At 64.8% G+C, this 13,184-nt stretch carries 14 protein-coding genes; 4 read left to right on the top strand and 10 right to left on the bottom strand.

Translation table 11 applies throughout. The features are described 5' to 3' along the window. Positions 1–19: 19 nt before the first annotated feature. The 8 genes from CXY78_RS17855 to CXY78_RS17890 form a co-directional block, all read right to left on the bottom strand. On the bottom strand, positions 20–745 hold the full coding sequence (locus tag CXY78_RS17855) for a Flp pilus assembly protein CpaB (RefSeq protein WP_092339940.1): 726 nt from the start codon (positions 743–745) through the stop codon (positions 20–22). 8 nt (positions 746–753) lie between these two features. Beyond that, complete coding sequence (locus CXY78_RS17860) at positions 754–1,773, bottom strand: pilus assembly protein TadG-related protein (RefSeq protein WP_104090470.1); 1,020 nt, start codon at positions 1,771–1,773, stop codon at positions 754–756. Further along, on the bottom strand, positions 1,761–2,213 hold the full coding sequence (locus tag CXY78_RS17865) for a TadE/TadG family type IV pilus assembly protein (protein WP_233197302.1): 453 nt from the start codon (positions 2,211–2,213) through the stop codon (positions 1,761–1,763). Before CXY78_RS17865 ends, CXY78_RS17860 begins: the two co-directional genes overlap by 13 nt. A 61-nt stretch (positions 2,214–2,274) precedes the next feature. Continuing rightward, positions 2,275–2,466 (bottom strand): Flp family type IVb pilin, encoded by a 192-nt coding sequence (locus CXY78_RS17870; protein WP_092339937.1) that lies wholly within the window; start codon positions 2,464–2,466, stop codon positions 2,275–2,277. Between the two features lie 153 nt (positions 2,467–2,619). Beyond that, positions 2,620–4,212 (bottom strand): multicopper oxidase family protein, encoded by a 1,593-nt coding sequence (locus CXY78_RS17875; RefSeq protein ID WP_104090473.1) that lies wholly within the window; start codon positions 4,210–4,212, stop codon positions 2,620–2,622. A 47-nt stretch (positions 4,213–4,259) separates the two neighbouring features. Continuing rightward, positions 4,260–5,243: an Fpg/Nei family DNA glycosylase gene (locus CXY78_RS17880; protein WP_092339935.1), complete on the bottom strand. Its 984-nt coding sequence runs from the start codon at positions 5,241–5,243 to the stop codon at positions 4,260–4,262. A 6-nt stretch (positions 5,244–5,249) separates the two neighbouring features. Then, positions 5,250–5,741 carry a ribose-5-phosphate isomerase gene (locus CXY78_RS17885; protein ID WP_092339934.1) on the bottom strand — a complete coding sequence of 164 codons (492 nt, stop codon included), beginning with the start codon at positions 5,739–5,741 and terminating at the stop codon, positions 5,250–5,252. Positions 5,742–5,750: 9 nt separating this feature from the next. Beyond that, positions 5,751–6,371 (bottom strand): DsbA family protein, encoded by a 621-nt coding sequence (locus CXY78_RS17890; RefSeq protein WP_092339933.1) that lies wholly within the window; start codon positions 6,369–6,371, stop codon positions 5,751–5,753. Between the two features lie 162 nt (positions 6,372–6,533). On the opposite strand from CXY78_RS17890, the gene CXY78_RS17895 reads away from it, so the two are divergent. Both CXY78_RS17895 and CXY78_RS17900 read left to right on the top strand, forming a co-directional pair. After that, positions 6,534–8,108: an MFS transporter gene (locus CXY78_RS17895; protein ID WP_092339932.1), complete on the top strand. Its 1,575-nt coding sequence runs from the start codon at positions 6,534–6,536 to the stop codon at positions 8,106–8,108. Positions 8,109–8,189: 81 nt separating this feature from the next. Continuing rightward, positions 8,190–9,737: an SDR family NAD(P)-dependent oxidoreductase gene (locus CXY78_RS17900; protein ID WP_092339931.1), complete on the top strand. Its 1,548-nt coding sequence runs from the start codon at positions 8,190–8,192 to the stop codon at positions 9,735–9,737. Positions 9,738–9,740: 3 nt separating this feature from the next. On the opposite strand, the gene CXY78_RS17905 is transcribed toward CXY78_RS17900, so the two are convergent. Together CXY78_RS17905 and CXY78_RS17910 are read right to left on the bottom strand one after the other, a co-directional pair. Beyond that, positions 9,741–10,040 (bottom strand): type II toxin-antitoxin system PemK/MazF family toxin, encoded by a 300-nt coding sequence (locus CXY78_RS17905; protein WP_092339930.1) that lies wholly within the window; start codon positions 10,038–10,040, stop codon positions 9,741–9,743. Between the two features lie 2 nt (positions 10,041–10,042). Beyond that, the gene (locus tag CXY78_RS17910) at positions 10,043–10,378 is read right to left on the bottom strand and encodes a YlcI/YnfO family protein (RefSeq protein ID WP_199181899.1); all 336 of its coding nucleotides are present in this window, start codon (positions 10,376–10,378) and stop codon (positions 10,043–10,045) included. A 32-nt stretch (positions 10,379–10,410) separates the two neighbouring features. Between CXY78_RS17910 and CXY78_RS17915 the strand changes: the two genes are divergently transcribed. Both CXY78_RS17915 and CXY78_RS17920 read left to right on the top strand, forming a co-directional pair. Next, a complete protein-coding gene (locus CXY78_RS17915) occupies positions 10,411–11,523 on the top strand; it encodes a hypothetical protein (protein ID WP_104090474.1) in 1,113 nt (370 codons plus the stop codon). 33 nt (positions 11,524–11,556) lie between these two features. Beyond that, a complete protein-coding gene (locus CXY78_RS17920; RefSeq protein WP_092339927.1) occupies positions 11,557–13,116 on the top strand; it encodes an ATP-binding protein in 1,560 nt (519 codons plus the stop codon). The last annotated feature ends 68 nt before the right edge of the window (positions 13,117–13,184 follow it).

Genomic DNA, 13,184 nt, shown 5'->3' on the forward strand with positions numbered 1-13,184 from the left:
CCGAAACTTTGCATTTGCCTCACCGGAACATCTCCGACCCGTCGACGACCCGGGAGCCGGCCTCGGTAGCCTTGTCGGGTTCGATCGTGAGCCAGACCGTTCCGAACTGCTGGCCCCAGACCAGGGACTCGATGTCGGGGGTGGTGCGGGCCAGAGTGACCATAATGACGCTCACCGGGGTGGCATCGGCGCCAGCGTCGGGCGTCGTCGTGGTGCCGGCCTGCACGGCCGTGACCAGCACCTTGTGGAAGACCTGCTTGCTCAGCAGCATTTCCGTTCCGTCGACGGTTTTGGTCGCGGTGATCACCACTCCCACGGTGTCGCCGGCTTTGAGCACGCCGCCCACGACTCGTTCCAGCGGTAACGCGAGGGTGAGCACCTGCATGCCGTCGGGAACCTTGACGTCACCGCGGGCGGCGAGGTCGGCCGCTTCGACCCAACGAGAACTGATCAGCTGCTCGCCGGGTACGAGCGCGGCATCCGCTACCGTGCCAGCAAGCGCGCTCAGTTTGGTCACCCGACCCGGAACGGCGGCTACCGCAGGAATCTGCTTCTGTTCAATGAACGTGGTGATGTCTTCAGCCTTGGTGCCCTGCGGAATCTGAGTCGTCACGACGAACACGGAGACCAAGGCTGCGCCGTCTGCCGCTCGGGCATCGGCACCGCGCACGTAGCCGGTGAGCGCGAAGGTGCCCACGAGGGCCAAGATAATCGCGACGATCGCACCGATAAGTCGGGTTTTCATGGGATCTCCTATTTGATGAGTCTGACAAACTCTGCGCCGAGATTCGGTCCGCCGAGCTCTTGTACTTCTGCCGAGTCAACCGACACCCAGTGGTCGAAATATCCCTGAATGCCCCTGCAATTTCCGGTGCATTTCGTCGCCGGCGAGGCTTGCGCAACTGGATCGAGGCTGGTCATCGGAAGATTATTGTTTCCGCTGAACTTCCACCCGGTGATGCGAAAGGCGGCAAAGGCATAGATGTGGTAGCTGCCCACGGCTCCCGTCACGGCGTCGTTGCCGTTGCTGGCGTAGGCGCGATCGAAGATGGGCACCAAGATCGTGGTGTTCAGCATGGCGTTGAAGTACGTGTCGCAGTCACTCGTCGGCGGGTCGTTTCCCGGGTCGCTGGGTACGGTCTCGCTGGTAAGGCTGACGGCAGCTTCGCAGGTGTCGGCGATCGGGTCAATCCAGCCGAAACCTCCCGGAATAGGGTGCCCGTCGCGGCCAGCGCACTCCAGATTCCGATCGTAGCGAATGAGCTGTAGTTTGCCGTCGAGAGCCGGCCGAAATTCGCAGTAAGAAATAGCGAGTGGCAACACGTTGGCGGCTTCGGGCGAACCCCACTCCGCCTGCGCTACCACGCTCATTGTCGTTGGAGCAGCTCCGATGGCGAAGAACGGCCTAATCGCGGACGCTCCAGATGCCTCCAAAGTCGTCGCTACAACCTGAACGCTGTTGGGAGGCGCGGGTGACGGCGCGGGCACGACCGCTGAGGCATTGGATTTTGCGTCGTTTGAATTGACATTCGCAAAGTCTCGAGCCTGGTTCGCGACCGTGGTCGGGGAGTTGCACAGGCCGTCGACGGCGCAGTTGCGGGCGATGGCAATGGCTGCTGCATCCGCCCCGTTCTGCAGTTGCGCTTTTTCGGCGTAGAGGGCGCCGACGTCGATCGCGATCGCCAGGAATCCCAGCAGGGGAATCATGAGGATGCCGACCATGACGGCGCTGGCGCCGCGCTCGGCGCGGAGCAGATGATTTAGCCACCGCACAGCATGACTCCCTTTCCGGTGAGCACCATTGATGTGTATGGAAGGTAGCCCGAGATGAGATCGACCGTGTGTTTGACCGTAACCGTAATGGTCGAATCGGTCGCACAGATGGTCGGGCTGACTGTGACTTCCCCAGCTGTCAGTGGAACTGACGGGGCGGCATTAAGGGTGGCCGTCTTCGCGTCGTCCACGACGTTGTGAATCGCCATCGACCGGGCACCCTCGCGGGCGGCTCCGGTGATGGAGATCTGGATGTTGTACAGCCGACCGAACTCGATGATGAAGAAGATAAGAATGATGAGAATTGGCAGTACCAGCGCGAACTCCACCGCTGCCGCGCCACGTTCACCAGAGTGCAGGCGCATCAGTCGTCGACGTAACCCCAACATCGGAGGTCCCTTCAGCTTGAGCGGCAGCGGCTTCCCTGCGGAAGCCGCCACCTTTTACCGCTGTCACTGTGCCGTTCGGTCGACCGACCGGCCGACCGAGTTCTATCGCTGGCTACTTAATGACGGGCAGTTTGCCGGCGACGCTGGTGAAGAGCGTGCCAAGGTTGGTCCCGAGCAGGGTGACGCTGACGATGATGGCGACGGCGATCAGCGCGACCATGAGGCCGTACTCCACCGCGGTAGCACCCTTTTCTTCTGAACGCAGGCTGTTGACGAATGCGGAAATCTGGGTGAAGAACTTCATGTCGGGTAGTCCATTCTGTGAGAAATCAGCCTGAGTGCCGATCGGTAGCTGAAATATATTCGACACGAGTTTTGCTCACAAATACCAAAACTGGGGCTGGTCAGGCGCTGGGCCGTAGACCATACTCATGGGTCCGAAAGAGAGTGCGTTACGTCAATGCCCGTGGTCTGGCGTCAGTACGCGCGGGCCATTTCCGACGGCCAGGTTCTCCCGCGAAATGATCGCGTCGTGAGCGGTCGGTGGCGTTCCGGCCTGCCCGCCCGGCCCGACGACCACGAACTGGCCCATCATTCCGGCATCTTCGTGCGCGAGCATGTGGCAGTGGAACATATACGGAAAGTTCGGATCGGTATATTCCGCAAACTGCATGATCAATTCGTAGCGAACGCCGGGTTCGAGATAGATCGTGTCCTTCCACCCGGAGAGTTCGGCTGGCGGCGACTCGGTCCCCACCCGCAACACCTGAAACTGCACGGCGTGCACGTGAAAGTTGTGCGGAAGCGGCATGGCGTTGTCGACGGTCCACACCTCGGTGGCGCCGGCCTCGACGGTCTCGTCGATGCGGGTCATGTCCATCAGCCGGTTGTTGATCGTGTAGCCGTTGAGGGTGAAGGAACGGTCGGTGGTGGCATCCGCTTTGTCCAGCGGCACGATGTTGGCCAGGGTGGTCGGCGTGGCGCCGATGCTGCTGAGCGCGTCGGCCGCGCGCAGTTCCATGACGTCGAGGGTGTCGTCGCCGGCGTTGCGCGTCGCTGCGCTGGCCGACGTGCCGAGATCGGGCGGGGTGGATTGCAGTTTCACGGTCTCACCCGGGGTCATTTTCACGAGAATTTCAGCACGTTCCCCCGGTGACAAGCGGATGCCGTCCATCGGTGCCGCCTCGCGGAGCAGTCCCCCGTCGGTTGCGATCAGGTCGAACGAGCGCCCATCGCTGAACCCGAAGTCGTACAGGCGCGCGGTGGACCCGTTGACCAGTCGCAGCCGCACGACATCGCTGGTCACGTCGAGATAGGGCGCGAGGGTGCCGTTGACCAGCAGCTGGTCGCCGATCGGCCCGATGTAGCCACGCACGTCAGTGACAAACTGGCCGTTGTCGTCGAAGCGGCGGTCCTGCACGACGACGGGAATGTCATCGACCCCGTAGCTGCGCGGCAGGTTGAGCGCCGACTCCTCGTCGTCCTGCAGCAGGAACAGGCCGGCCAACCCCATCTCAACCTGGTGTTCGGTCTTTTCGGTGGGGTGCGGGTGATACCAGAGGGTCGCTGCGGGCTGGTCGATCGTGAAGTTCGGGCTCCAGCTGGCGCCGGGTTCGACCGTCTGGTGCGGGCCGCCATCCATTTCGGCGGGCAGGTTCATGCCGTGCCAGTGCACGGTCGTGGCCTCATCGAGGTCATTGCCGACATTGATGCGCACGTCGTCGCCGCGCTTCGCGACGAGGGTCGGGCCGAGATAGCTGCCGTTGTAACCCCAGGTGTCAGTGGCGACGCCGGGAGTGAACTCGGTCGTGCCCTCCTCGGCCGTAAGGTCGAAGACTCGCTCCCCGGCAGCATTCACGGTCGCTTCCGCCAATGGCGGGATGGCGAGCGGGTTCACGAAATCGATGGTACCGACGGTATCGATCACGCCGGCACCGGTGTCGCTGGTGCAGGCGGTCAGGCCCACGGCGAGTGTCACGGCGGCGACCACCGTGCCGCTGATGATGGTTGCCACACGACGGCGCGGCCGGGCAAGTCGACTCTGGATCATTACCCTATTTTCGCAGTGTGCCGGGCGCCCTCACACCACGGCGGTGCTCAGGCCTGACAGCGCGGGCACCAGTACAGTTTGCGAGCCGCCATCTCTTCGAGCACGATGTGGGTGCCGCAGACCCGGCAGGGCAGGCCTTCGCGCTTGTAGACCCAGTGCCGGTCGGCGCGCCTCTTCATGGCGAGGCGATACTCGTCGCCCTCGAGCTTGTCCATGGTCATCATCTGACCGGTCGCGACGCCGATGTGCAACAGGTGCGCCCAGTCCTGCCAGAGCGCGCGCACGGTGTCATCGCTGAGCGACTTGCCGGGGGCGTGCGGGTTGAGGCCGGCACGAAAGAGCATCTCGGCGCGGTAGACGTTGCCGATGCCGCTGACCACGCTCTGGTCCATTAGCAGCCGGCCGATCGGCGTGGGCTTCTTGCGCACGACGCTCACGAAACGTTCCTCGGCCTCGGGCGTGTTGCCCTGTTCCGGATCGGGGCCGAGCTTACCGATCACGGCGTCGACCTGGGCCGGGTCGAGAACCTCACAAGCGGTCGGGCCGCGCAGGTCGGCGCACACCGTGTCGCTCAAGAGGCGCACCCGCACCTGTCCGACCGGCTCAGGCGGAAAGGCATCGGCCAGGTCGATCTCCTTCTCCTGCTCGGACATCCGCACCCGGGTACTGCGGGGCGCTCCGATGCTGAAGATCGAGTTTTCCCCGGCCGAGTCATACGTAGCGAGGTCGGTGCCGTGCTGGTTGGTCTGACCCATCCTCCCGTTGGCCGAGGCCATCGTGGCATCCATCAGAATCTCGCCGCTGAAGTCCCAGGCGCCGTACATTCCTAAGTGGATGCGCAACCACAGTCCGTGGTCGAACTCCAGAAACATCTGCTTACCGACGGCGCGGGCATCCGTTATGGTGTGGCCACTGAGCTGGGCGGCGCCGACCACAAAACGGCCCTGCGGCGACGAGACGGTGACGCGGTGCCCGACGAAGTTGCGCTGGAATTGTCGGGTGATGCGATGAACGGAATGACCTTCGGGCACCTCAGCTCACTTGCCGTCGACGTTCTTGCCGGCAATGGTTCCGGTGATCTCGTATTCACCCAGCTGACGGATGCGACGCACGTGGCGCTCCTCGTCGCTGAACGGTTCGGCGATGAACGCGTCGATAAAGCCGGTGGCCTCCTCGATCGTGTGCTCGCGGGCACCGATCGAGATGACGTTGGCGTCGTTGTGTTCTCGGGCGAGCCTGGCTGTAGAGAGGTTCCAGACCAGGGCGGCGCGGGCGCCGGTCACCTTGTTGGCGGCCATCTGCTCGCCGTTGCCGGAGCCGCCGAACACGACACCGAGCGCTTCAATGCCTCCTTCAAGGTCGTCGACGGTGGCCTGCGCGGCATTGATGCAGAACGCGGGGTAGTCGTCGAGGGCGTCGTAGGTCTGGGGCCCGTGGTCGATGACCTCGTGGCCCGCCGCACGCAGGTGCGTGATCAGGTGGTGGCTGAGGTCGAGACCGGCATGGTCCGTGGCGATGTGGATGCGCATGTCACCATCCTATTTAGTGCCGACGACCTCGGCGAAAATTGGGTCGCGGGTACGGCTGCGCTTGAGCTCGAAGAACCCGTCGTAGCTCGCGAGCGCGACCACGCCGTCCCAGAGCGTGAGAGCGTCGTCGCCCATGGGTGCCGGGGAGATGACGGGTCCGAAGAAGGCCACGCCGTTGACCGCGATGACCGGGGTGCCGACATCCTGGCCGACCCGGTTGATGCCGTCGAAGTGGCTGGCACGCATCTGAGCGTCGTACTCGTCGCTGTCCGCAAAGGCGGCGAAGCTCGCGGGAAGGCCCACCTCGGCGAGCGCGGCGGGGATGACCTCGTCGGGATTGCGGTTGCCGCCAAGGTGAATCTGGGTGCCGAGCGCGTCGTAGAGCGCCTTGACTATCTTCTGGCCGTGCAATTCGTTGGCCGCGGCCACGAGTCGGGTGTACTTGAGTGCCCGCGGGAAGAAGGCGGCGTATTCCTCGCTGACGTCCTGGTCTTCGTTGAGAACGGCGAGGCTCATCACGTGCCAGGTCACGTCAAATTCGCGCAGGTGTGCCACTTCGTCAACCCAGCGCGACGTCATCCAGGCCCAGGGGCACGAGGGGTCAAACCAGAAATCTACAGAATCAGTCATGCCCCCAGCCTAAGCAGCACTCCTGAGTCATCCCCGAAAGTTAGACCCAACATTTGGGCGATGCCCCCCCGTGAGGGGGTATTGTGGGTGGGTTGAAAAAAATCTGCACCACGCAGTACAGCTGTGTCTTCGCAGCACAATATCTCCACGGGAGAAATTCTTATGCTCACTGACCGAAGCACATCCAACCCGACGTCCAGCGCCCGGAGCGCCTCGGCAGCCCGGGCAAAGCCCCTGAAGTCTCTTCGCCGCCGCCGTATCGCCGTGTCCGACGTCAACGTCGTCGACAAGCCCATCATGAAGCGCGCCCTCGGCGGCACGATCGTGGGAAACACCATGGAGTGGTACGACGTGGGAATCTTCGGCTACCTCATCACCACCATGGGTCCGGTCTTTTTGCCGGAGGCGGACGCATCCGTTCAAACCCTGTTTTTGCTCGGCACCTTCGCGGCCACCTTCTTCGCCCGCCCGCTCGGCGGCGTGTTCTTTGGCTGGCTCGGTGACCGCATCGGTCGGCAGAAGGTGCTCGCGACCACGCTGATTCTGATGGCCGCGTCGACCTTCGCCGTCGGGCTGCTGCCCGGCTACGCGCAGATCGGGGTCTGGGCGGCGGTGCTGCTGGTGTTCGTCAAGCTCGTGCAGGGTTTCTCGACCGGTGGCGAGTACGCCGGGGCGACGACCTTCGTCAGCGAGCACGCGCCCGACAAGCAGCGCGGCTACTTCGCGAGCTTTCTCGACATGGGCAGCTACCTCGGTTTCGCCATCGGCGCGTCACTCGTCTCTGTGTTGCAGCTCACCCTCGGCCAGGACGTGATGGAGGCGTGGGGCTGGCGTGTGCCGTTCCTCATCGCCGGGCCGCTCGGCCTGATCGCCATCTACTTCCGCATGAAGATCGACGAGTCCCCCGCCTTCCAGGCCACGCTCGACGCGCAGGAGGAAGCCCAGAAGAACCCCATCGGTGCCACGGCCGACACTCCCAAGGGCCCGATCGCCATCTTCAAGGCGTACTGGCGCAACATCATCATCGCGATGATTCTGGTCGCCGCCGCGAACACCGTCGGCTACGCGCTGACCTCGTATATGCCCACCTACCTCACGGAGAATAAGGGGTACGACGAATTGCACGGTACGGCGCTGACCATTCCGATTCTTGTAGTCATGGCGTTGTGCATCCCGCTGGCCGGCCGGCTCTCCGACCGCATCGGGCGTCGCCCGGTGCTCTGGATCGGAGCCGTCAGCACGGTCGTGCTGTCGTCCCCGGCGTTCCTGCTGATCGGTATCGGCGACATCTGGTCGACCCTGCTCGGCCTGGCGCTCATCGCATTCCCGGTCACGTTCTACGTCTCGAACCTCGCCTCGGCCCTGCCGGCCCTGTTCCCGACGGCGAGCCGGTATGGCGCCATGGGCATCTCGTACAACTTCGCGGTGGCCATCTTCGGCGGTACCACGCCGTTCATCATCGCGGCCCTCATCGTGGGCACCGGCAACGACATGATGCCGGCGTTCTACCTCATGGGTACCTCGTTCATCGGGGCGATCGCCATCTTCTTCCTGCGCGAATCGGCCAACCGTCCGCTGCCCGGCTCCATGCCGAGTGTGAACACCCACGAAGAGGCGCACGAACTGGTCAAGACCCAGGACGACAACCCGCTGCTCGACACCGACGAAATGCCGTTCGACCATACCTTCGAGCCGCCGACCTACGCCATCCCCATTCAGGAGCCGGCGAAGATCTAACGTCTCGCGTGAGTGCGTGGCCGGCTTTCGGTCACGCACCCACAAACGGATGCTCACAGTCACCCCGCGTAGAATCCTCGAATGACCACCGCGCCCTCCACCACTGCGCCCACCGGCTCGGCACCAGAAGAATCGGGCGTGTCGACCGCTGACTTCGAATCATCCGATCCGGAATTCATCGACATCGACCCGCACGACCTCGCGGTGACCCTGCGGGTTCTCGCTTCCCTCAGCGACGTCGACCCGGACAGCGCCGACTTTGTCACCGTGCGCCAGGCCACCGCCAAGATGTTCAAGTCGGTCAAAATGGCGCGCCGCCTGGAGAAGCGTGCGGTCATCGCCGACGCCGATCGCAGCGTCATCGCCGCCACCGCCACCGGCGCGCCCACCCGCATCGACGACGAGACCCGCGGCGCGCAGCTGTCACTCGGCACCAGCGCGGCCACCGCCGGAGAACTACTCGTCCCCCGCGCCTGCTACATCTGCAAACAGAAGTACACCGTGGTCGACGCGTTCTACCACCAGCTTTGCCCGAGCTGCGCACTGTCGAGCCACGCCAAGCGCGACGCCCGCACCGACCTGACCGGCAAGCGTGCCCTGCTCACCGGCGGCCGGGCCAAGATCGGCATGTATATCGCGTTGCGTCTGCTGCGCGACGGAGCCCACACCACCGTCACCACCCGCTTTCCGCGCGATGCCGTACGCCGCTTCGCCGCCATGCCCGACTCCACGGACTGGCTGCACCGCCTGCGCATCGTCGGCATCGACCTGCGTGACCCGGCCCAGGTGATCGCCCTGGCCGATTCCGTCGCCGCCCAGGGCCCGCTCGACATTCTCATCAACAACGCCGCGCAGACCGTGCGTCGATCACGCGGCTCGTACTCCCCCCTGGTCGAGGCCGAGGATTCGCCGCTGCCCGATGGCCCGCTGCCGGAGATCGTGTCGTTCGGGCACACCAACGACGCGCATCCGCTGGCCCTGGCGGCGTCGGTGTCGGGGCATCCGCTACTCGCGGCCGCCTCCGGCGCGGGTGCGCTCACAGCGGATGACCTCACCCGGCTGGCCCTCGCCGCCGGGTCCTCTTCGCTCGAAAAGCTCGCCGCCGGCACCGCGATCGACGCCGGCGGCCTCGTTCCCGACCTGCACGACGTGAATAGCTGGACGGCCAATGTCGAGGACGTCGATCCGCTCGAGATGCTCGAAGTACAGCTGTGCAATACGACCGCACCATTTTTATTGGTGAGCCGTCTGCGGGCGTCGCTCACGGCATCCGCTGCCCGGCGCACCTACATCGTGAACGTGTCGGCGATGGAGGGGGTGTTCGGTCGCGGCTACAAGGGGCCAGGCCACCCGCACACCAACATGGCCAAGGCCGCGCTGAACATGCTCACCCGCACGAGCGCGAAGGAGATGCTCGAAGACGGAATTCTCATGACGAGCGTCGACACCGGCTGGATCACCGACGAACGCCCGCACCCCACGAAGGTTCGCCTGGCCGAGGAAGGCTTTCACGCTCCGCTCGACCTGGTCGACGGCGCGGCCCGGGTCTACGACCCGATCGTGCGCGGCGAGGCCGGCGAAGACCTCTACGGCGTCTTCCTCAAGGACTACCAGCCCGGCGCCTGGTAGTCGTCAGTCGAGCTCGAACGCCGTCTGGATGGCGGCGCTGAGTTGTGACTCCTGGCTGGGCAGCAGAAAACCAATATGGCGGCCGAGGCTCGCTACCGGGATGGTCACGATGTTGTCGCAACTCACGACGCAGTCCTGGTCGAGGCCGTTCGACGGGCCGACCGGCACTTCGGTGGACAGCCCCCGCACCGAACTGGTGATCGGTGCGACCGTGACCCGCGTGAGGTACGGGCGCACGAGCTCGCGGGTGAGCACAAGAACCGGCCGTGCCTTGTCGAGGTGCGCAATATGAATCGCGCGCATCGTCACGGGACGTCAGTCGGGAGGGTCGCGCCGTAGCGTGCGAGTTCGTCCAGGTCATCGACGTCTGTCGACTTCTCGGAGAGAATACGAACGTCACGCAGTGCAACCTCGCGACGACGTTCTCGTTCGAGGGCCCGCGTGATCACTGCGGCGCGGCTGCTGTCGCGGCCCTCCGTTACGGCGAGGTCAAGATAATCAACGATGTCGTCGGGGAGGCGCACCGCAATTTGTCGACTCATACCTGCAGCATACCGTTCTAGAACCCGATTTGGTATGCGATTCTCGGGCTGTGCGACGTCGAGCAGCAGCAGCGCGATAGCGAGGAAAGCAAAGGTCACGGGACAAAAATCTCCCCTGCTAGGCTGACCGGATGCTGCGCCGCACCCTGATCCTGCCGATCGTTTCTCTCGCTCTCGTCGCCCTCAGCGGATGCGCAGCCGAACCCGTGCCGGAACCGTCGGCCACGTCAACGACTTCGCCAACCGCAACGCCTGCCGCAGCCACCAGCCCGCTCAGCTGCGACGATATCGCGGCCCCGGGCGACATTGCCAACGTCTTCGCGGATCCCGCCGGCACCGTGCCAACCCCGGTTGCCGCGATGCAGCCGTCGACATTCCTGGTCGAGTACTCCGTTCCAGCCCTCGGCGGGCTGTCCTGCTCCTGGCGAGTCGGCGCGGCAGCGGGCAATCCGATGGATCACCAATCCGACTCCGACTGGGCCTACCTGAGCGTCAAGGTACTGCCCGGCGCGGCCGACACTTGGGCGCCAAACGATTCCGGCGCCGGTCCGGCCGACCCGCTCACCAGCATCGGCGGCATCGAAGCGGCCACCGGATGCGGCGACCCCGGGTGTTTCATCTCAGCACCCGTCGGTGACGCCTGGGTCGAAATCACGCTGAGCACGAACTCATTCGGTACCCGCGATGTGCGCTTTGACGGCATGACGAGCGACGCGATCGTAGCGCAGATGACGCCGCTCGCGGCATCCGTTTATTCCACTCTGACGGATGCCGAACCCAGCCAGGTAGCCTGGCCGGCGGTCGCCCTGACCCCGCGTGAACCGGCCTGCACCGGCGCGCTCAAGCCGCAGGGCATCGCCATGGCCCTCGGCGTCGACTCGCTCGAGTACGAAATCTTCGACTCGTCAAACATGAACCCGGTCTACTTCGACGGCTTCGTGTCGCAGGCCGCCGGGTTGTTTCGGTGCGACGTGCGTGCCGACGGCGTATTGGGCACCTCGATCCATGTCGGCTATGGTCTCGCCGGGATCGTTGACACGATGATCACGGAGCCGGACAGTCAGGCCGCATTGTCGCCGATCGTGCTCGAGGGAGCCGTCGAAGGTGAGCACGCCGTGCAGGTCTGCGCCGACCCCTCCGGTTACTGCACCGTGATTTTCTCGCTCGGCGAATCGGCCTACTCGGTCGAATCTGTCTCCCAGGCTGTGGCTGTCGCCGAGGCGATCATCGCCCAGGCCCGCTAACCTCCTACTGCGCTACAACGACAGGAGCACGAGATGACCGAGGATACTTTCGACCGCGACGTCATGCGCTCGTTCAAGAAATTCATGGAACGCGTCGTGGCAACGGCGGATGCCCAAAACCCGTCGGGCCAGTCGCCGCTCGGCGACGCGATCACCGAGTTTCTCGGCGCGAACGCATCGACCCTGCCGGTCGTATCCGAGACTCTCGCCGATCATCGCCTGGTCGACGCGGACATTGCCCTGACTGCCCTGGCCGGAACTGATCCGGCCGCGCTTCTCGGCGTCTCTGGCGGGCAGCAGCGTTTTCACTCAAGCCTGTCCGAACTGGTGGCCAGCCCGTTCCAGGGTTTCGCTCCCGGGCCGGTGGACTACTCGGCCCGGGCGACCGGACCGACATCGACCCGTCAGGTGGTCTCATTCGGCCTGCGGCTCATCCGCTTTGAGGGTGAGCCGATTGCGGTGCTGCAACGCGCCGCGAACCCGCAATTCGGGCGCAACACGGCCGAACTCGAGATCATGGCCACATCACCGCAGGCGGTCACCGGCTTTCTCGAGCACCTGCGCGCGCTCATGATCGAGCACAGCGTGCTGCGCGGGCAGGTGCTCTCGTTCGTGCAGACCGAATACGGGGCCGGTGCCGGAATCAGTTTTCTGGAACGACCCGTCGTTCCGGCGGCCGCCATCGTGCTACCGGACGGCATCCTCAGCACGATCACCGACCACGTCATCGGAATCGGCGAGCAGCGCCAGGCACTGCTCGCCGCCGGTCAACACTTGAAGCGCGGCGTATTGCTTTACGGTCCTCCCGGTACCGGCAAAACCCTCACCGTACGCCACCTGCTGAGCGTTACCCCGGGCATCACCGCCGTGCTCCTGACCGGCACCAGCATCGTGCACATCGCTGCCGCCGCCGAAATCGCGCGCACATTCGCGCCGTCCATCGTCGTGCTCGAAGACATCGACCTGGTCGCGATGCAACGCAACACGACTCCGCAGCCACTCTTATTCGAGGTGCTCGACGCCCTCGATGGGCTCGACGGCGACGCCGATGTGGCCTTCGTCATGACCACCAACCGGGTCGAGGTACTCGAAAGTGCCCTCGCCGAACGGCCAGGCCGGGTCGATCTCGCCGTGGAAGTGCCCCTGCCCGCGCTGGCTGAACGCGAGCGGTTGTTCCGGCGTTATGCGGGCGGGCTGCCGTTCAGCCCGGCCGCCCTCGATGCCGCCGCCGGCCGAGCGGAGGGCGTGACCGGATCCTTCGCCAAGGAGCTCATTCGTCGGGGCGTGCTCCGCGCTGCCCTCCGTGCCGGCACCGTCAACGACACCGACCTGCAGGCGTCCCTCGACGATCTGCTGTCGGCGGGCGCATCCCTCACCCGACGGCTCCTCGGCACGAGCAGTGGTGAAATCCCGCGCTGGCAACCCGATGAGGAGCCGGGCCATGGGCCGAATGGCGGCAGCTACGTTCCGATGCAGGAGACGGCGCCCGTGGTGACGCGCCAATTCTCCTTCGGGTGGGGCGGCCCGACAGGGCCGGTCACAGCAGTGGACGCCGCTGAAGGCGACCCCGAGCAAACCGACGAGCCCCAATGACCGGTCAGCGCTCGTAGACGTCACGACGATGGCCGCCCGGGCAGCGCCCTACCGTCCAGCGCCGGATT

Origin of the sequence: Cryobacterium sp. N19 (genome assembly GCF_002929595.1) — a bacterium.
Classification (GTDB): Bacteria; Actinomycetota; Actinomycetes; order Actinomycetales; family Microbacteriaceae; genus Cryobacterium; species Cryobacterium flavum.

Coding starts and splice junctions, on each gene's coding strand:
- CXY78_RS17855 (WP_092339940.1), bottom strand. CDS start 745: ATGAAAACCCGACTTATCGGTGCGATCGTCGCGATTATCTTGGCCCTC.
- CXY78_RS17870 (WP_092339937.1), bottom strand. CDS start 2,466: ATGAAGTTCTTCACCCAGATTTCCGCATTCGTCAACAGCCTGCGTTCA.
- CXY78_RS17875 (WP_104090473.1), bottom strand. CDS start 4,212: ATGATCCAGAGTCGACTTGCCCGGCCGCGCCGTCGTGTGGCAACCATC.
- CXY78_RS17885 (WP_092339934.1), bottom strand. CDS start 5,741: ATGCGCATCCACATCGCCACGGACCATGCCGGTCTCGACCTCAGCCAC.
- CXY78_RS17890 (WP_092339933.1), bottom strand. CDS start 6,371: ATGACTGATTCTGTAGATTTCTGGTTTGACCCCTCGTGCCCCTGGGCC.
- CXY78_RS17895 (WP_092339932.1), top strand. CDS start 6,534: ATGCTCACTGACCGAAGCACATCCAACCCGACGTCCAGCGCCCGGAGC.
- CXY78_RS17900 (WP_092339931.1), top strand. CDS start 8,190: ATGACCACCGCGCCCTCCACCACTGCGCCCACCGGCTCGGCACCAGAA.
- CXY78_RS17905 (WP_092339930.1), bottom strand. CDS start 10,040: ATGCGCGCGATTCATATTGCGCACCTCGACAAGGCACGGCCGGTTCTT.
- CXY78_RS17915 (WP_104090474.1), top strand. CDS start 10,411: ATGCTGCGCCGCACCCTGATCCTGCCGATCGTTTCTCTCGCTCTCGTC.
- CXY78_RS17920 (WP_092339927.1), top strand. CDS start 11,557: ATGACCGAGGATACTTTCGACCGCGACGTCATGCGCTCGTTCAAGAAA.